Annotated in this window: 13 protein-coding genes; 12 read left to right on the forward strand and 1 reads right to left on the reverse strand. The window is 73.4% G+C overall.

Annotation, left to right across the window (positions count from 1 at the left end; genetic code table 11):
• Positions 1 to 12 precede the first annotated feature (12 nt).
• The 11 genes from ACFV3E_RS33835 (at position 13) to ACFV3E_RS33885 (ending at position 15,391) form a co-directional block, all read left to right on the forward strand.
• A complete protein-coding gene (locus tag ACFV3E_RS33835; RefSeq protein WP_500538310.1) occupies positions 13 to 1,113 on the forward strand; it encodes a quaternary amine ABC transporter ATP-binding protein in 1,101 nt (366 codons plus the stop codon).
• Positions 1,113 to 3,101 carry an ABC transporter permease subunit gene (locus ACFV3E_RS33840; protein ID WP_500538312.1) on the forward strand — a complete coding sequence of 663 codons (1,989 nt, stop codon included), beginning with the start codon at positions 1,113 to 1,115 and terminating at the stop codon, positions 3,099 to 3,101. Before ACFV3E_RS33835 ends, ACFV3E_RS33840 begins: the two co-directional genes overlap by 1 nt.
• 19 nt (positions 3,102 to 3,120) lie before the next feature.
• Positions 3,121 to 4,110 carry an ABC transporter substrate-binding protein gene (locus ACFV3E_RS33845; RefSeq protein ID WP_500538314.1) on the forward strand — a complete coding sequence of 330 codons (990 nt, stop codon included), beginning with the start codon at positions 3,121 to 3,123 and terminating at the stop codon, positions 4,108 to 4,110.
• A 244-nt stretch (positions 4,111 to 4,354) separates the two neighbouring features.
• Positions 4,355 to 6,796 (forward strand): GcvT family protein, encoded by a 2,442-nt coding sequence (locus ACFV3E_RS33850; protein WP_500538316.1) that lies wholly within the window; start codon positions 4,355 to 4,357, stop codon positions 6,794 to 6,796.
• A gap of 61 nt (positions 6,797 to 6,857) precedes the next feature.
• Entirely contained in the window at positions 6,858 to 8,144 is a 1,287-nt protein-coding gene (gene glyA, locus ACFV3E_RS33855) for a serine hydroxymethyltransferase (RefSeq protein WP_500538318.1), read from the forward strand.
• On the forward strand, positions 8,141 to 9,373 hold the full coding sequence (locus tag ACFV3E_RS33860; protein WP_500538320.1) for a sarcosine oxidase subunit beta family protein: 1,233 nt from the start codon (positions 8,141 to 8,143) through the stop codon (positions 9,371 to 9,373). Before glyA ends, ACFV3E_RS33860 begins: the two co-directional genes overlap by 4 nt.
• 12 nt (positions 9,374 to 9,385) lie before the next feature.
• Positions 9,386 to 12,463, forward strand: coding sequence for a sarcosine oxidase subunit delta (locus ACFV3E_RS33865; protein ID WP_500538322.1), 3,078 nt, complete (start codon positions 9,386 to 9,388; stop codon positions 12,461 to 12,463).
• On the forward strand, positions 12,456 to 13,049 hold the full coding sequence (locus ACFV3E_RS33870; protein ID WP_500538323.1) for a sarcosine oxidase subunit gamma: 594 nt from the start codon (positions 12,456 to 12,458) through the stop codon (positions 13,047 to 13,049). The genes ACFV3E_RS33865 and ACFV3E_RS33870 overlap by 8 nt, the downstream gene beginning before the upstream one ends.
• Before the next feature lie 62 nt (positions 13,050 to 13,111).
• Entirely contained in the window at positions 13,112 to 13,561 is a 450-nt protein-coding gene (locus ACFV3E_RS33875; protein WP_499515343.1) for an RrF2 family transcriptional regulator, read from the forward strand.
• Positions 13,562 to 13,649: 88 nt separating this feature from the next.
• Entirely contained in the window at positions 13,650 to 14,852 is a 1,203-nt protein-coding gene (locus tag ACFV3E_RS33880) for a globin domain-containing protein (RefSeq protein ID WP_500538325.1), read from the forward strand.
• A 17-nt stretch (positions 14,853 to 14,869) separates the two neighbouring features.
• Positions 14,870 to 15,391, forward strand: a complete 522-nt coding sequence (locus tag ACFV3E_RS33885) for an NUDIX hydrolase (protein ID WP_500538327.1) — start codon at positions 14,870 to 14,872, stop codon at positions 15,389 to 15,391.
• Here ACFV3E_RS33885 and ACFV3E_RS33890 read toward each other — a convergent pair.
• Complete coding sequence (locus ACFV3E_RS33890; protein WP_500538329.1) at positions 15,370 to 17,175, reverse strand: AMP-dependent synthetase/ligase; 1,806 nt, start codon at positions 17,173 to 17,175, stop codon at positions 15,370 to 15,372. The two genes, ACFV3E_RS33885 and ACFV3E_RS33890, sit on opposite strands and share 22 nt — an antisense overlap.
• A 213-nt stretch (positions 17,176 to 17,388) precedes the next feature.
• Between ACFV3E_RS33890 and panD the strand changes: the two genes are divergently transcribed.
• The gene (gene panD, locus ACFV3E_RS33895; protein ID WP_499515347.1) at positions 17,389 to 17,811 is read left to right on the forward strand and encodes an aspartate 1-decarboxylase; all 423 of its coding nucleotides are present in this window, start codon (positions 17,389 to 17,391) and stop codon (positions 17,809 to 17,811) included.
• The last annotated feature ends 115 nt before the right edge of the window (positions 17,812 to 17,926 follow it).

Raw genomic sequence — 17,926 nt, forward strand, 5'->3', positions numbered from 1 at the left:
GAGAGGCCGACCGTGACCCCAGCACCGACCGATGTGCCGCAGCGGCGCGGCGCGTCCCACGACGAGGACCAGGACCAGGACCGGAACGCGGTCATCTCCGTGCGCGGGCTGTGGAAGGTGTTCGGGCCGAAGGCCGACAGGGTGCCGGAATCGCAGGAACTGTGCGGGCTCGGCCGCCGTGAGCTGATGGAGCGCACGGGCTGCACCGCGGCCGTGCGCGACGTCCACTTCGACGTCGCGCCCGGCGAGGTCTTCGTCGTGATGGGCCTGTCCGGCTCGGGCAAGTCCACCCTGGTGCGCTGTCTGACCCGGCTCGTCGAACCCACCGCGGGCCAGGTCGTCCTGGAGGGCGAGGACATCCGCGCCGCCGACGCCAAACGGCTGCGCGAACTGCGCCGCAACAGGTTCTCCATGGTCTTCCAGCACTTCGGCCTGCTGCCGCACCGCCGGGTCGTCGACAACGTCGCGTACGGCCTGGAGATCCGCGGCATGGGCCGGGCCGAGCGCGTCAAACGGGCCCTGGAGGTCGTCGAACTGGTGGGCCTGGCGGGCTACGAGAACTCCTACCCCGACCAGCTCTCCGGCGGCATGCAGCAGCGCGTCGGCCTGGCCCGGGCACTGGCGGGGGACCCCGGCATCCTCTTCTTCGACGAGCCGTTCTCCGCGCTCGACCCGCTGATCCGCCGCGACATGCAGAACGAGGTCATCCGCCTCCACCACGAGGTCGGCAAGACGATGGTGTTCATCACCCACGACCTGTCCGAGGCCCTCAAGCTCGGCGACCGCATCCTGATCATGCGCGACGGCAGGACGGTGCAGTGCGGCACGGGCGACGAACTGGTCGGCGCCCCCGCCGACGACTACGTACGCGACTTCGTCAAGGACGTGCCGCGGGCCGACGTGCTGACGCTCCGCTGGATCATGCGCGACCCGCGGCCCGACGACGCCCTCGACGGCCCCGAGCTCGGCCCCGGCACGGTCGTCCGCGAGGCGACACGGGCCGTGCTCGCCGCCGAGAAGCCGGTCAGGGTCGTCGAGGACGGACGGCTGCTCGGCGTCGTCGGCGACGAGGAGATCCTCGCCGTCGTCGCGGGCCGGGAAGGCGGCGCGTGATGGCGGTCGCCGCCTCCGGGGCACGCGAACGGCTCGCGCCCGTCCGGCTGCGCCGCCGGGCCGTCGTGGCGGGCATCGTCGTGCTGTGGCTGGTGCTCTTCGCGCTCCTGCGCGGCCGGCAGACGCTCGCCCTCGCGGCGGCCGACCTGACCTCGCTGCACCGCTGGTTCAACGACGTCAACGACACCATCGGCGCGGACCGCAACAGCAACCCGCTCTTCCTCTACTTCTTCAACGAGATCCGGCTGGTCATCGACACCCTGGTGACCTTCGTCCAGACCCTGATCTCGCAGCCGCCCGACGGCCGCCCGGTGCCGCAGATCGGATGGCTCGGCGTCGTCGCGATCGCCGGCTACGTCTCCTGGGCGCTGGGCAACTGGCGCGTGGCGCTGCTGGCCGTCGCGGGCTTCACCTTCTTCGGGCTGCAGGGCCTGTGGCAGGAGAGCATGGACACCTTGGCGCTCACCGTGTCGGCGGTGCTGGTGGCGCTGCTGTTCGGCATCCCGCTGGGCGTGTGGGCCGGGCTGTCGCCGCGGGTGAACCGCGTCCTGACCCCCGTGCTGGACTTCATGCAGACGATGCCGACCTTCGTCTACCTGGCGCCGCTCACCCTCTTCTTCCTCATCGGGCCGGCCTCCGCCACCATCGCCACCCTGATCTACGCGGCGCCGCCCGCCGTCCGCATCACCGCGCACGCCATCCGCTCGGTACCCGCGACCACGGTGGAGGCGGCGGAGTCGCTGGGTTCGACCAGGGCGCAGACCCTCACCAAGGTGCTGCTGCCGATGTCGCGGCGCACCGTGGTGATGGGCGTCAACCAGAGCATCATGGCGGCCCTGTCCATGGTGACCATCGCGGCCCTCATCGACGCCCCCGGCCTCGGCAAGACCGTCGTCCAGGCCTTGCAGTCGCTCGACGTCGGCACCGCCTTCAACGCCGGCCTCGCCATCGTCGTCATGGCCATCGTCCTGGACCGGGTCACCACCGCGGCCGCCGTCAGGACGGAGCGGGGGCAGGGCTCCGGCGGCCGCCTGCGGCGCGGGCGCGGGCCGCTGCTCGCCGCGGGCGCCGTCGCCGCGGCGGTCGCCGCCTGGCTGTCCCACACCTACGTCTGGGCCGCGGAGTTCCCCGGCGAGGGCGGAGCGGGGCGCTCCCTGGCGAGTGCCGCCGACACCGTGACCACCTGGGCGCAGGAGCACCTGTCCGGGGTCACGGGCGCCGTCCGCGACGTGCTCACCAACGCCCTGCTCAACCCCTTCCAGACCCTGCTCACCGACTCCCCGTGGTGGCTCACCGGCCTCGTGCTGGTGGCCCTGGGAACGGTCCTCGGCGGCCTCGGCGCCGGTGGCACCGCGGCGGTGTGCGTGGGGCTGCTGGTGGGCACCGGGGTGTGGCAGGACGCGATGACCACGCTCGCCTCGACCGTCGTGGCGACGCTGCTGGTGCTGCTGCTCGGGGTCACGGTGGGCGTGTGGATGGGCCGCAGCGCGCTCGCCGACCGGATCGTCCGGCCGGGCCTGGACGCGGCGCAGACCATGCCGCCCTTCGTCTACCTCGTACCGTTCCTCGCGCTGTTCGGCGCGAGCCGCTTCACCGCGATCGTCGCCGCGGTCGTGTACGCCGCGCCCGTGACGGTGAAGATCGTCGCCGACGGCGTCCGGGGCGTGCCGGGGACGACCGTGGAGGCCGCGGCGGCGGCCGGGTCCAGTACCTGGCAGCTCGTCACCAAGGTCCAGCTGCCGATGTCACGCGGCGCCCTGGTGCTCGCGACCAACCAGGGCCTGATCTACGTGCTGTCGATGGTCGTGGTGGGCGGCCTGGTCGGTGCGGGCGCCCTCGGCTACGACGTCGTGGCCGGCTTCTCGCAGGGCGAGCTGTACGGCAAGGGGCTGGCGGCGGGACTCGCCATCGTCTTGCTCGGCGTGATGTTCGACCGGATCACTCAGGCCGCGGCCGGGCGCACCACGAGGGTGCCCGGCGGGCGCTAGGGCAGGAGGCGGTAGACACATGGCAACACACCTGACGGCGGGCGGCCGGTCGGCGCGATGGCGTGCCGGGGCGGCCGGGGCCGCGGCACTGGGGCTGGTCCTCACCGGCTGCGGCGGCGCCAAGGTCGGCGGGTCGGAGGCCGGTTCCGGGGGCTCCTCCGGCAAGTGCGGCACCTTCAACCTGGCGGTCAACCCCTGGGTCGGCTACGAGGCGGACGCGGCGGTCGTGGCGTACGTCGCCGAGAAGGAGCTGGGCTGCACGGTCAAGAAGAAGGACCTCAAGGAGGAGATCGCCTGGCAGGGCTTCGGCACCGGCGAGGTCGACGCGATCCTGGAGAACTGGGGCCACGACGACCTGAAGAAGAAGTACGTCGAGCAGCAGAAGACCGCCGTCGAGGCCGGCCCGACCGGCAACAAGGGCGTGATCGGCTGGTACGTGCCGCCGTGGCTGGCGAAGGAGCACCCGGACATCACGGACTGGAAGAACCTCGACAAGTACGCCGACAAGTTCCGCACCTCCGAGTCCGGCGGCAAGGGCCAGCTCCTGGACGGCGACCCGTCGTACGTCACCAACGACGCCGCCCTGGTGAAGAACCTCAAGCTGGACTTCAAGGTGGTGTACGCGGGCAGCGAGACCGCGCTGATCCAGGCCTTCCGGCAGGCCGAGGCCAAGAAGCAGTGGCTGCTCGGCTACTTCTACGAGCCGCAGTGGTTCCTGTCGGAGGTCCCGCTCGCCAAGGTCGAGCTGCCGCCGTACGAGGCCGGGTGCGACGCCGACGCGGAGAAGGTCGCCTGCGACTACCCCGTCTACGACCTGGACAAGATCGTCAGCAAGAAGTTCGCCGGCTCCGGCAGCCCGGCCTACGACCTGGTGAAGAACTTCAGCTGGACCAACGAGGACCAGAACCTCGTCGCCAAGTACATCGCCGTCGACAAGATGAGCCCCGAGGCCGCCGCCGAGAAGTGGGTGAAGGCGAACCCCGGCAAGGTGGACGCCTGGGTCAAGTAACCCCGCGCCGCGCCACCGCGGCGCGCCGCAACGCGCCGTTCCCGTGCCCGGCGGGCTGTTCCGACAGCCCGCCGGGCACCGCCGTTCCCCGGGCCGTCACCAGGCCCTCCCGGGGCCGCTCCAGCAGGCCCCCGGCGGCCTTCTCCCGCCCCTGGCGGGCCTCTTGACACCCTCTCCGGCGCCCGGCACATTGAGTTGCGCAACCTGAATCATGTTGCGCTGACAGCAACTGGGAGGTTTGGCGATGACGGGACCCCGCGTGGTCATCATCGGAGCGGGTGTCGTGGGGGCGGCGCTGGCCGACGAACTGTCCTCCGCCGGCTGGACCGACGTCACGGTCGTCGACCAGGGGCCGCTCCCCGCCACCGGGGGCTCCTCGTCCCACGCCCCGGGCCTGGTGTTCCAGACCAACCCCTCCAAGACCATGACCGAACTCGCCCGCTACACCGTCGAGAAGCTCTGCTCCCTCGACGTCGACGGGCAGCCCTGCTTCCTCCAGGTCGGCGGCCTGGAGGTGGCCACCACCCCCGAGCGCCTGGCCGAACTGCACCGGCGGCACGGCTGGGTGACCTCGTGGGGCGTCGAGGCCCGGGTCGTAGGACCCGACGAATGCGCCGCGCTCCACCCGCTGCTGGACCGCTCACGCGTCCTGGGCGGACTGTTCGTCCCCACCGACGGACTCGCCAAGGCCGTCCTCGCCGTCGAGGCGCAGACCCGGCGCGCCGCCGCGCGCGGCGTCCGCTTCCTCGAACGTCACGAAGTCCTCGCCGTCACCCAGGACGACGGCCGCGTCACCGGGGTCGTCACCGACCGCGGCGGCGAGCTCGCGGCCGACGTCGTCGTCTGCTGCGCCGGGATCTGGGGCCCGCGGGTCGCCCGGATGGCGGGCATGGAACTGCCGCTGACCCCGCTCGCCCACCAGTTCGCCTGGACCGCCCCGGTCCCCGCCCTGGCGGGCCAGGCCGCCGAGGCCGTCCGCCCGATCCTGCGCCACCAGGACGCCGACCTCTACTACCGCGACCGCCACGACCGCATCGGCATCGGCTCCTACGGCCACCGCCCCATGCCGGTCCCCGTCGACGACATCGCGTCGTTCGACGCCGCGGACGGGATGCCGTCCGTCCTGGCGTTCACCGAGGACGACTTCGCCGACGCCTGGACCGAGACCCGGTCCCTGCTGCCCGCCACCCGCGACGCCAAGGTCGAGGAGGGCATCAACGGCCTGTTCTCCTTCACCACCGACGGCATGCCGCTGCTCGGCGAGTCGCCGCAGGTGAAGGGGTTCTGGGTCGCCGAGGCCGTCTGGGTCACGCACTCGGCCGGCGTCGGCCGGGCGATGGCCGAATGGCTGGTGGACGGCCACTGCTCGTCCTTCGACCTCCACGAATGCGATGTCAACCGCTTCGAGCCGCACCAGCTCGCGCCCGACTACGTGCTCGCCCGCGACTGCCGCAACTTCGTCGAGGTCTACGACATCATCCACCCGCTCCAGCCCACGGGCGCCCCGCGCCCGATCCGCACCAGCCCCTTCCACCCCCGCCAGGAGGAGCTCGGGGCGTTCTTCCTGGAGGCCAACGGCTGGGAGAGGCCGCAGTGGTACGAGAGCAACGCCGGGCTGGTGGAGGGCCGTTCCCTTCCCGTCCCGGGTGACTGGGCGGCCCGCTACTGGTCGCCGGTCGTCGGTGCCGAGGCCCAGGTCACCCGGGAGACCGTCGCCCTGTACGACATGACCGCGCTCAAGCGCCTGGAGGTCACCGGACGCGGCGCCGCCGCCTTCCTGCAGCGGCTCACCACCGGCAACGTCGACAAGTCGGTCGGGTCGGTGACCTACACCCTGCTCCTGGACCACGACGGCGGCATCCGCAGCGACATCACGGTGGCCCGGCTCGGCCGCGACCTCTTCCAGGTCGGCGTCAACGGCAACCTGGACCTGGACTGGCTCACCCGGCACCTCCCCGCCGACGGCACCGTCGCGGTCCGCGACATCACCGCGGGCACCTGCTGCATCGGCCTGTGGGGGCCGCTCGCCCGCGAGGTCCTGCAGCCGCTCGCCGACGGCGACTTCTCCGACGCCGGACTGAAGTACTTCCGTGCCAAGCGGGTGCACGTCGGGGCCGTGCCCGTCACGGCGATGCGGCTGTCCTACGTCGGCGAGCTGGGCTGGGAGCTGTACACCACGGCGGACCTGGGCCTGAAGCTCTGGGACACCCTGCTGGCCGCCGCGCGGCCGCTGGGCGGCATCCCCGCCGGGCGCGGGGCCTTCAACAGCCTGCGTCTGGAGAAGGGGTACCGCTCCTTCGGCACCGACATGACCTTCGAGCACGACCCGTACGAGGCCGGCCTCGCCTTCGCCGTCAGGGAGGACAAGGACGACTTCACCGGCAAGGCCGCGCTCGCCCGGCGCCGGGACCAGGTGCGGCGCAGGCTCACCTGCCTGACCGTCGACGACCCGAGCGCCGTGGTGATGGGCAAGGAGCCGGTGTACGACGGCGCCCGGCCCGTCGGCTACGTCACCAGCGCCGCCTACGGCTACACGGTCGGCAAGGGCATCGCCTACGCCTGGCTGCCGGCGGAGCTCGCCGTGCCGGGGCGCTCCCTCGACATCGCGTACTTCGACCGGCGCATGGCGGCGCGGGTCGCCGCGGAGCCGCTGTTCGACCCGGCCATGTCCCGCCTCCGCGGCTGACACCCCGCGGACGGCACCACCGCGAGACCTCCGACGCCGCCGCTGAGAGGAAGCCCCGCGCATGAACCCGCTGACCGCCCGCCTGTCCGAACTCGACCCCGAGGTGCACGCCGCGCTGCGCGCCGAACTGGCCCGTCAGCGGTCCACCCTGGAGATGATCGCCTCGGAGAACTTCGCGCCCGCCGCCGTCCTGGAGGCCCAGGGCTCGGTGCTGACCAACAAGTACGCCGAGGGCTACCCCGGCCGCCGCTACTACGGCGGCTGCGAGCACGTCGACGTCACCGAGCGGCTCGCCGTCGAGCGCGTCAAGGCCCTCTTCGGCGCCGCGTACGCCAACGTCCAGCCGCACTCCGGGGCGCAGGCCAACACCGCCGTGCTCTTCGCCCTGCTGCGACCCGGCGACACCGTGCTCGGGCTGGACCTCGCGCACGGGGGCCACCTCACGCACGGGATGCGGCTCAACTACTCCGGGAAGATGTTCGACGTCGTCCCGTACCACGTCGCCGCGACCGACCACCGGGTCGACATGGACGAGGTCGAGCGGCTCGCCAAGGAGCACCGCCCGAAGGTGATCATCGCGGGCTGGTCGGCGTACCCCCGGCAGCTGGACTTCGCCGCCTTCCGCCGCATCGCCGACGAGGTCGGTGCGCTGCTCCTGGTCGACATGGCGCACTTCGCGGGCCTGGTCGCCGCGGGGCTCCACCCGAACCCCGTCCCGTACGCCCACGTCACCACCACGACCACCCACAAGACGCTCGGCGGCCCGCGCGGTGGAGTGATCCTGACCGACGACGCGGACCTCGCCAAGAAGCTGAACTCGGCGGTCTTCCCCGGCATGCAGGGCGGCCCCCTGGAGCACGTGATCGCCGCGAAGGCGGTCTCCTTCAAGGTCGCCGCGGGGGAGGAGTTCAGGGAACGCCAGGCCCGCACCCTGGCCGGTGCCCGCATCCTGGCCGAGCGCCTGACGCGGGAGGACGCCGCGCGGGCGGGCGTGTCGGTGCTCACCGGAGGCACCGACGTGCACCTCGTCCTCGTCGACCTGCGCGCCTGCGCCCTCGACGGCCGCCAGGCCGAGGACCTGCTGCACTCCGTCGGCATCACCGTCAACCGCAACGCCGTCCCCTTCGACCCGCGCCCGCCCATGGTCACCTCGGGGCTGCGGATCGGCACGCCCGCGCTGGCCACCCGCGGTTTCACCGAGGACGACTTCGCCGAGGTCGCCGACGTCGTCGCGCTCGCCCTGCGCCCCGCGCCCGACCTGTCCGCGCTGCGGGCCCGCACCGAGGCGCTCGCCGCCGCGCACCCGCTCTACCCGCACCTGCAGCAGGACGGAGACGACGCCCGATGACCCCGCGCACCCTGGGTGCCGACCTCCCCGAGCACCCGGAGTTCCTCTGGCGCACGCCCGAACCCAAGCGCTCCTACGACGTGGTCGTCGTCGGCGGCGGCGGCCACGGCCTGGCCACCGCGCACTACCTGGCGCGCAACCACGGCATCACCGACGTGGCCGTGCTGGAGAAGGGCTGGCTCGCGGGCGGCAACATGGCCCGCAACACCACGATCATCCGCTCCAACTACCTCTGGGACGAGAGCGCGGGCATCTACGAGCACGCCCTGAAGCTGTGGGAGGGCCTGGAGGAGGAACTGGACTACCCGATCCTGTTCTCCCAGCGCGGGGTCCTCAACCTCGCCCACAGCCTCCAGGACGTACGCGACGGAGTCCGCCGGGTCGAGGCCAACCGGCTGAACGGAGTCGACGCCCAGTGGCTCGACCCCGCGCAGGTGAAGGAGGCCTGCCCGATCGTCAACACCTCGCCGGACGTGCGGTATCCGGTGATGGGCGGGACCTACCAGCCCCGCGCGGGGATCGCCAAGCACGACCACGTGGCCTGGGGCCTGGCCCGCTCGGCCGACGCGGCCGGGATCGACCTCGTCCAGAACTGCGAGGTGACCGGTATCGACGTCCACGGCGGCCGGGTCACCGGCGTACGGACGAACCTCGGGCCCATCGCCGCGGGCAAGGTGGCGCTCTGCGCGGCCGGCCACACCTCGGTGCTCGCGCGGATGGCCGGTTTCGACCTGCCGCTGCAGAGCCACCCGCTGCAGGCGCTGGTGAGCGAACTACTGGAGCCCGTGCACCCCACGGTCGTCATGTCCAACGCGGTGCACGTGTACGTCAGCCAGGCCCACAAGGGCGAACTGGTCATGGGCGCGGGCATCGACGCCTACAACTCCTACACCCAGCGCGGCGCGTTCCACGTCATCGAGCGGCAGATGGCCGCCGCGCTGGAACTCTTCCCGGTCTTCGCCCGCGCCCACCTGCTGCGCACCTGGGGCGGCATCGTCGACGTCAGCCCGGACGCCTCGCCGATCGTCGGTCTCACCCCGGTCCACGGCCTCTACCTCAACTGCGGCTGGGGCACCGGCGGTTTCAAGGCCACCCCCGGCGTGGGGTGGGTCTACGCGGACACCATCGCCCACGACAGCCCGCACGCCCTGGCCGCGCCCTTCTCGCTCGAACGATTCACCACCGGCGCGCTCGTCGACGAGCACGGCGCGGCCGCGGTCGCCCACTGAGGAGCCCGATCGATGCTGGTCATCCCCTGCCCCTGGTGCGGGCCCCGCGACGAGGCCGAGTTCCACTACGGCGGTCAGGCGCACCTCGCCTACCCGCGGGACCCGGCGGCCCTGACGGACGAGGAGTGGGCCCGCCACCTCTTCTTCCGCGACAACCCCAAGGGTCCCTTCGCCGAACGCTGGATGCACGGCGCGGGCTGCCGCCGCTGGTTCGACGCGGTGCGCGACACGGCGACGAACCGCTTCGTCACCGGCGCGTCCGCCCCGGACCTCGGCCCGTCACCGGCCGTCGGCCCGGCCGCGTCCCCGCCCGTCGGCCCGACGGCGTCCCGCGCGCAGGCCGCCCCGGCCCCGGCCCCCGCCCCGCGGCCCGCGCGTGACCCGGCCCAGCCCTTCCGGCTCGCCGAGGGCGGGCGGATCGACCGTGCCACGCCCCTGACGTTCACCTTCGACGGCACCACGTACACCGGCTACCGCGGGGACACCCTCGCCTCCGCGCTGCTCGCCCACGGGGTCGTCGCCACCGGTACCGGCATCAGGCTGGGGCGTCCGCGCGGCATCTTCTCCGCCGGGGTGGAGGAGCCCAACGCCCTGGTGCAGATCGAGTTCCCGTTCCCCGAACCGATGCTGCCCGCGACGACCGTCGAGCTGTACGACGGCCTCGTGGCGACCGGCCTGCCCGGTCGGGGCCGGCTCGCCACCGGTCCCGACCCGGCCCGCTACGACGCCGTCCACGCCCACTGCGACCTGCTGATCGTCGGCGCGGGCCCCACCGGGCTCGCGGCGGCGGCCGTGGCGGCCGGCAGCGGAGCGCGGGTGATCCTCGCCGACGACCAGCCGGAACCGGGCGGCAGCCTCCTCGGCAGCGGACGGCACCTGGACTGGGCCGCGGAGACCGAGGCCCTCCTCGCCGCCGAACCCGGGATCCGCATCCTGCGCCGTACGACGGTTTTCGGCCACTACGACGACAACCACGTCCTCGCCGTCGAGCGCCGCACGAACCACCTCGGCGCCGCCGCCCCCGCCCACGTCTCCCGCGAACGCGTCCACCGCGTCCGCGCCCGCCGGGTCGTCCTCGCCACCGGCGCGCACGAACGTTCCCTGGCCTTCCCCGACAACGACCGTCCCGGCGTCATGCTGGCCGGCGCGGCCCGCGCCTACGTCCGCCGCTACGGCGTCGTACCCGGGCGCAGGGCCGTCGTGTTCACCACCAACGACAGCACCGGCGACGTCGTGCGCGACCTGGCCGCCGCCGGAGTGGAGATCGCGGCGGTGGCCGACGCGCGGGACGGCGCGTACGTCACCGGCACCGAGGGGACGGACCGGCTGACGGCCGTACTGGTCGGCGACCGGCGGATCGAGGCCGACCTGCTGCTGGTCTCGGGCGGCTGGAACCCCGTGGGCCACCTCTACAGCCAGGCGGGCGGCGCCCTGCGGTACGACGGGGCCCTCGGCACCTTCGTCCCGGTGCCCGGATCGACGCACCAGGCCGTGGAGTTCGCCGCCACACCCGCGGAGGGCGTGGCGGCCGCCGCCCGGGCGCTCGCGGCCGAGGGCTTCACGCCGGCGCGGCCCCTCGTCCAGCCGGCGGAGCCGGGACCCGGGCGCCCGCCGATCGCCCTCTTCGACGTCCCCGTCCCGGCCCCCGGCCCGCGCTTCGTCGACCTGCAGCGCGACGTCACCGTCGCCGACCTGGCGCGCGCGGCCGGTACGGGGATGCGCTCGGTGGAGCACACCAAGCGGTACACCACCGCGGGCACCGCGAACGACCAGGGGAAGACCTCCGGCGTCCTGGCCTCGGGCGTCGTCGCGGGCCTGCTCGGCGTGGAGGTGTCCGCGCTCGGCACGACGACGCACCGCCCCCCGTACGCGCCGGTGTCCTTCGCCGCGCTCGCGGGCCGCGACCGGGGCGCGCTCCACGACCCGGTCCGGGTGACCGCGCTGCACGACCTCCACCTCGCCGGCGGCGCGGTCTTCGAGGACGTGGGGCAGTGGAAACGCCCCCGGTACTACCCGCGCCCCGGCGAGGACATGGCGGCGGCCGTCCTGCGCGAATGCCGGGCCGCCCGCGAGGACGTGGCCTTCATGGACGCCTCGACCCTCGGCAAGATCGACGTCCAGGGCCCGGACGCGGCGGAGTTCCTGGACCGGCTCTACACCAACCTGATGTCCACCCTGCGCCCGGGCATGATCCGCTACGGCGTCATGTGCCGCCAGGACGGGATGGTCTTCGACGACGGCACGGTCATCCGGCTCGCGGAGGACCGCTTCCTGGTCACGACGACCACGGGCAACGCCGCAGCCGTCCTGGACTGGATGGAGGAGTGGCTGCAGACCGAGTGGCCGGAACTGCGCGCCCACTGCACCTCCGTGACCGAGCAATGGGCCACCGTCGCCCTCGTGGGCCCGCGCTCACGCGAGGTGCTGGGCGCGCTCGCCCCCGGACTGGCCGTGGACAGGGCCGAGTTCCCCTTCATGGCCTGGCGCGACGCGACGGTGGCGGGGCTGCCGGCCCGGGTGTGCCGGATCAGCTTCTCCGGGGAGCTCGCGTACGAGGTCAACGTCCCGCCCTGGCGCGCGACGACCCTCTGGGAGGCGGTGCGGGCCGCCGGCGCCACCCCGTACGGCACCGAGACGATGCACGTGCTGCGCGCCGAGAAGGGCTATCCGATCGTCGGCCAGGACACCGACGGCACGGTCACCCCGCAGGACCTCGGCATGGACTGGGTCGTGTCGAAGAAGAAGCGCGACTTCATCGGCAAGCGGTCGCACGCCCGCACCGACACCGCACGCCCCGACCGCAAGCACCTCGTCGGCCTGCTGCCCGAGGACCCGGGCCTGCTGCTCCCGGAGGGCACCCACCTCGTCGCTGACCCGGTGCTGCCCGGACCGCCCGTTCCGGCGCTCGGCCACGTCAGTTCCAGCTACCGCAGTGCCGCCCTCGGCCGCACCTTCGCGCTCGCCCTGGTCAAGGGCGGCCGGCAGCGGGTGGGGGAGCGGCTGTACGCGCCCGTCGGCGACCGTCTGGTGCCCGTGACCGTCGCCTCCCCCGTCCTCTACGACCCCGAGGGGGCCCGCCGCGATGGCTGACACCGTCACCCGACTCGGTCCGCTGTCGGCCGCGGCCGGCCGGCTCGCCGCCACGACCCGCGCCTCGGGAGGTGCCCTGCGCCTGGCCGAACTGCCCTTCCTCACGCAGATCGACCTGCGCCTGGACCCCGGGGGCCCGGCCGCTGAGGCCGCCGGGCTCGCCCTGGGCGCACCGCTGCCCCTGGAGCCGTGCACGGCCGTCCGCACCGGGGACCTGGCGGTCCTGTGGCTCGGCCCCGACCAGTGGCTGGTCGTCGGGCCGCCCGGCGCACAGGAGGACCTGGAGGCCCGTCTGCGCAAGGCCGCGGGGGAGGCGCACGTCTCCGTCACCGACGTCTCCGCCCAGCGCACCACCCTGCTGGTCTCCGGCCCCCGCGCCCGCGACCTGCTGGCCCACGGCTGCTCGCTCGACCTGCACCCGCGGGTGTTCCCCCCCGGCCGCTGCGCGCAGACCGCGCTGGCCCGCGCCCAGGTGGTGCTGGTGGCCAGGGAGGAGGTGCGGGCGGGCTTCTGGGTGCTGGTCCGCTCCTCCTTCGCCGGCTACCTCGCCGACTGGCTGCTGGACGCCGCCACGGAATACGTGTGACGTGGGCCGCACGACCCCCCTCTTAACTTGAATCCCTGATGCGCATTATCTAGCCTCAAGGCATGCGCCTGACGAAGTCCACCGACCTCGCGCTCCGCGCGGTGATGGCCCTGTCCGTCAAGGACGAGCCGTCCACCGCCCGGGACGTGGCCGAGGCGATGCGGGTCCCGTACTCGCACCTGGCCAAGGTGGTGGCCCGGCTGCAGCATCTGGGGGTCGTCGAGACCCGCCGGGGGCGCGGCGGTGGCCTGGAGCTCACCGCCGCCGGGCGGGCGGCCTCGGTCGGCCGCCTGGTGCGGGAGCTGGAGGGTGTCGGCGACGTCGTGGACTGCGAGGGCGAGACGCCCTGTCCACTCGCCGGTGCCTGCCGGCTGCGCGGCGCGCTGCGCCGGGCGCAGGAGGCCTTCTACGCCTCCCTGGACCCGCTCACCGTCGCCGATCTGACCGCCGCGCCCACCGGACCCGTCCTGGTGGGGCTGGTCGGTTCCGGCCCGCCCGGTCCGCGGGGCTGATCCGGCCCACCCGAACCGACCGCCCGCCGAGGGTGGGTCTTCGTACGCCCTTTAATGCGAATATCAGATACCAATTAGGGAGCCGTCCATGCTCAGCGAGAAGTCCGCAGCGACCGTCCGCGCCACCCTGCCCGCCGTCGGCGGCGCGATCTCCGAGATCACCGCGCTCTTCTACGACAGGCTCTTCGCCGCCCACCCCGAGCTGCTGAGGGACCTGTTCAACCGCGGCAACCAGGCGGCCGGCACGCAGCGCGAGGCGCTCGCGGGAGCCATCGCGCACTTCGCCACCGTCCTGGTCGAGCACCCCGGACAGCGCCCCGACGCGATGCTCTCCCGCATCGCCCACAAGCACGCGTCGCTCGGCATCACCCCGGGCCAGTACCACATCGTGCAGGAGCACCTCTTCGCCGCCATCGCCGAAGTGCTGGGCGACGCCGTCACCGAGGAGGTCGCCGCCGCCTGGGACGAGGTCTACTGGCTGATGGCGAACGCCCTCATCGCCATCGAGCAGCGGCTGTACGCCGAGCACGGCGTCCTCGCCGGCGACACCTGGCGCCCCTGGGAGGTCGCGGAGAAGGTGCAGGAGACCGAGGACGTCGTCTCCCTCCGGCTCCGTCCCGCGGACGGCCTGCCCCTGCCCGACTTCGGCCCCGGCCAGTACGTCTCGGTGCGCGTCGAACTCCCCGACGGCGCCCGGCAGATCCGGCAGTACAGCCTCTCCGGCGCCCCCGGCGACACCACCCGGCAGATCACCGTCAAGCGCGAGCGCGGCGTCGCCGGGGACCCGGCCGGCGAGGTCTCCGGCCACCTCCACGACCACGTGGGCGAGGGCGCCCTGGTCGAGCTGTCGGCCCCCTACGGCGACATCGTCCTCCACGACGACGGCGGGCCCCTGCTGCTCGCCTCGGCCGGCATCGGCTGCACCCCGATGCTCGCCATGCTGCACCGGCTCGCCGGCGACGGCTACGGCGCCCCCGTGACCGTCGTCCACGGCGACCGCACGCCGGGGCACCACGCCCACGCCGCCGACCACCGCGCCCTGACCGAGAAGCTCCCCGGGGGCAGCGCCCACTTCTGGTACGAGGACCCGGGCACCGGCGCCGTCCCCGGCGACCGCACCGGCCGGGTCGACCTGTCCGGCGTCGACCTGCCGGACGGCCTGCGGGCCTACCTGTGCGGCCCGCTGCCCTTCATGCGCGCCGTGCGCGGCCAGCTCATCGAACGCGGCGTGCCCGCCGCGGACGTGCACTACGAGGTCTTCGGCCCCGACCTGTGGCTGGCCCGCGGCTGACCGGCCACACTGGTCGGATGGCGGACAAGGCGGTCAAGCGCAGCGCGGGGATCCTGCTCTTCCGCGGCACCCCGCGCGGCGCGCCCGAGGTCCTGCTGGCCCACATGGGCGGCCCGTTCTGGTCGTCCAAGGACGCCGGGGCCTGGACCATCCCGAAGGGCGAGTACGAGCCCGACGAGACCGCCGAGGCGGCCGCCCGGCGCGAGTTCCTGGAGGAACTGGGCCTGCCCGTGCCGCAGGGCGAGCTGCTACCGCTCGGCGAGAACCTGCAGCCGGGCGGGAAGGTCGTGACCGTCTGGGCGCTGGAGGGCGACCTCGACACCGGCCTCGTGGTGCCCGGGACCTTCTCCATGGAGTGGCCCCGGGGCTCGGGCCGGGTCCGGGAGTTCCCCGAGGTCGACCGGGCCGCGTGGTTCCCGCTCGGCCCGGCCGCCCACGGGAAGATCCTCTCCGCCCAGCGGACGTTCCTCGACCGGCTGCGCCGGCTGCTCGACGGGGGCGGCGCCGGCGGAGCCGGTCAGGGGGCCGGAGAGGTGTAGATCGACTCGATCTGCGCCGCGTACTGGCTGACGATCGTGTTCCTGCGGAGCTTCAGCGAGGGCGTCAGCATCCCGTTCTCCACCGAGAACTCGTGCGGCAGGATGCGGAACGCCCGGATCGACTCGGCCCGCGAGACCGCCGCGTTGGCCATCGACACCGCGCGCTGGACCTCGGCGTGCACGTCCGGCTGGGCCATCGCCGTCCGCAGCTGGACGGCCTCCCGGTCCAGGGTGATCAGCGCCGCGACGAAGGGCCTGTTGTCGCCGACCACGATGCACTGCGAGACCAGCGGGTGCGCCCGCAGCCGCTCCTCCAGCACCAGCGGCGCCACGCTCTTGCCGCCGCTGGTGATGATGATGTCCTTCTTCCGCCCGGTGATCGTCAGGTACCCGTCTGGGTCCAGCGAGCCCATGTCGCCGGTGGCCATCCATCCGCCGCGGCGCCACACCTCGTGGTTCGCGACCGGGTCGGCGTGGTAGCCGGCGAAGACCGTCGTCCCCCGCACCAGCACCTCGCCGTCCGGTGCGATCCGCACCGCGCTGCCGGGCAGCGGCCGGCCCACGGTGCCGAAGCGCACCTTCCCCAGCGGCTGCGCGGTCACCGCGGCCGTGGTCTCGGTCAGTCCGTACCCGTCGTAGATGGTGAGCCCGGCACCCGCGAACAGCAGCGCCAGCTCCCGGCTGAGCGGGGAGCCGCCCGAGACGGTGTAGTGCACGCGCCCGCCCAGCACCTCCCGGATCCGGCCGTAGACCATCCGGTCGAACGCCGAGTGCGCCGCCCGCAGCAGCGGCCCCGGCCCCGGACCCGAGCCCAGCGCGTGCCGCTCCACGGCCTCGGCGTAGCGCACCGCCACGCTTGCCGCCCGGTCGAAGACATGGGCCTTGCCGCCGCGGGCGGCGGTGTTCCGAGCGCCCTGGATGATCTTCTCGTAGACGTACGGGACGGCGAGCAGGATGGTCGGCCGGAAGGACCGGAACGCCGGGAGGAGTTCGCCCGGCGTCAGGTCGGGCTGGTGGCCGAGCAGCACGCCCCCGCGCACCGCGCAGGTGGTCACCATCAGCCCGTAGATGTGCGACATGGGCAGGAACGCCAGCACCGACGGCCGCACCCCCGGCGGGGCGAAGATCGAGCCGTACCCGGTCAGCAGCGTGTCGCACTCGGCGGCGAGGTTGGCGTGGGTGATCAGGCAGCCCCTGGGCGGTCCCGTGGTGCCCGAGGTGTAGGCGATCACCGCCACCGACTGCGGCTCGACCGCCCAGCGCAACTGGTCCAGCATCACCGGGTGGACCTGCCGGCCCAGCGCCGCCAGCCACGGGACGCACCCCGCGTCCAGCTGCCAGATCCGGCGCAGCGCGGGCAGCGTGTCGCAGACGGCGCCCACCGTCATGGCGTGGTCCTCGTGCTCGACGACGACCGCGACCGCCCCGGAGTCGGCGAGGATCCAGCGGACCTGCTCGGCCGAGGAGGTGGGATAGACGGGGACGATCCGGGCGCCCACCGACCAGAGCGCGTACGAGAACAGCGTCCACTCGTACCGGGTGCGGGCCATCACCGCCACCGGCTCGCCGAAGCGGACACCGTCCGCCACCAGACCGCGGGCCAGTTCGGCCACCTCGTCGCGGAAGGCCGCGGCGCCGACCTCCTGCCAGCGGTCGCCCTCGTGCCCCGCGCGCCGGGCCAGGACGGCCGCGTCCGGGCGCCTGTCGGCCGCGTCGTACACCGAGTCGGCGAGTCCCCCCGACCGCAGTTGCTCCGCCCGGGGCGGAAGGCTGAACTCGCGCACGGCGCCCCCTTCCCCGAGCCTGTGCCACGCCGCGGCGAGGCGGCAGGCAGGGAAGATATCCGGCGATTGGTCCACTTGCCTAGAGGTGGGGCGGAAGCGGCAGTCACTGACGCGAACGGGTACCTCGGGGCCGGTGGTTCGCGCCGACTACCATGGCCGCATCAGGCGCGTACCCCGACCGGGACGCGACCGTCCGCATCAGGAGTGTGAGCCGTGCTGCGCACCATGTTCAAGTCCAAGGTCCACCGTGCCACCGTGACCGAGGCCGACCTGCACTACGTCGGCTCCGTCACCGTGGACGCCGATCTGATGGACGCCGCCGACCTGTTGCCCGGCGAGCTGGTCCACATCGTGGACATCACCAACGGCGCCCGCCTGGAGACCTACGTCATCGAGGGCCGCCGCGGTTCGGGGGTGATCGGCATCAACGGTGCCGCCGCGCACCTGGTGCACCCCGGAGACCTGGTCATCCTGATCAGCTACGCGCAGGTCGACGACGCGGAGGCCCGCGCGCTGCGGCCGCGGGTGGTGCACGTCGACGCGGACAACCGGATCGTCGCGCTGGGCGCCGACGCCTCCGAGCCGGTCCCCGGGAGCGGAACCCAGGCGAGCCCGAACGCGGTGCCGGTCGGCTGAACGTCCGTACGAGTGGCTGTGCTATTGTCCGGATCCAACTTCGAGGTATCCGTCCAGGTGGGGTCCGGTGATCACGGGCCTCGCCGGGACCGGGAGCGTGGCGTGCTGCCGTCGT

The sequence above is a fragment of the Streptomyces sp. NPDC059718 genome, from assembly GCF_042733315.1.
Classification (GTDB): domain Bacteria; phylum Actinomycetota; class Actinomycetes; order Streptomycetales; family Streptomycetaceae; genus Actinacidiphila.

Coding starts and splice junctions, on each gene's coding strand:
- ACFV3E_RS33840 (WP_500538312.1), top strand. CDS start 1,113: ATGGCGGTCGCCGCCTCCGGGGCACGCGAACGGCTCGCGCCCGTCCGG.
- ACFV3E_RS33845 (WP_500538314.1), top strand. CDS start 3,121: ATGGCAACACACCTGACGGCGGGCGGCCGGTCGGCGCGATGGCGTGCC.
- ACFV3E_RS33850 (WP_500538316.1), top strand. CDS start 4,355: ATGACGGGACCCCGCGTGGTCATCATCGGAGCGGGTGTCGTGGGGGCG.
- glyA (WP_500538318.1), top strand. CDS start 6,858: ATGAACCCGCTGACCGCCCGCCTGTCCGAACTCGACCCCGAGGTGCAC.
- ACFV3E_RS33860 (WP_500538320.1), top strand. CDS start 8,141: ATGACCCCGCGCACCCTGGGTGCCGACCTCCCCGAGCACCCGGAGTTC.
- ACFV3E_RS33865 (WP_500538322.1), top strand. CDS start 9,386: ATGCTGGTCATCCCCTGCCCCTGGTGCGGGCCCCGCGACGAGGCCGAG.
- ACFV3E_RS33870 (WP_500538323.1), top strand. CDS start 12,456: ATGGCTGACACCGTCACCCGACTCGGTCCGCTGTCGGCCGCGGCCGGC.
- ACFV3E_RS33875 (WP_499515343.1), top strand. CDS start 13,112: ATGCGCCTGACGAAGTCCACCGACCTCGCGCTCCGCGCGGTGATGGCC.
- ACFV3E_RS33880 (WP_500538325.1), top strand. CDS start 13,650: ATGCTCAGCGAGAAGTCCGCAGCGACCGTCCGCGCCACCCTGCCCGCC.
- ACFV3E_RS33885 (WP_500538327.1), top strand. CDS start 14,870: ATGGCGGACAAGGCGGTCAAGCGCAGCGCGGGGATCCTGCTCTTCCGC.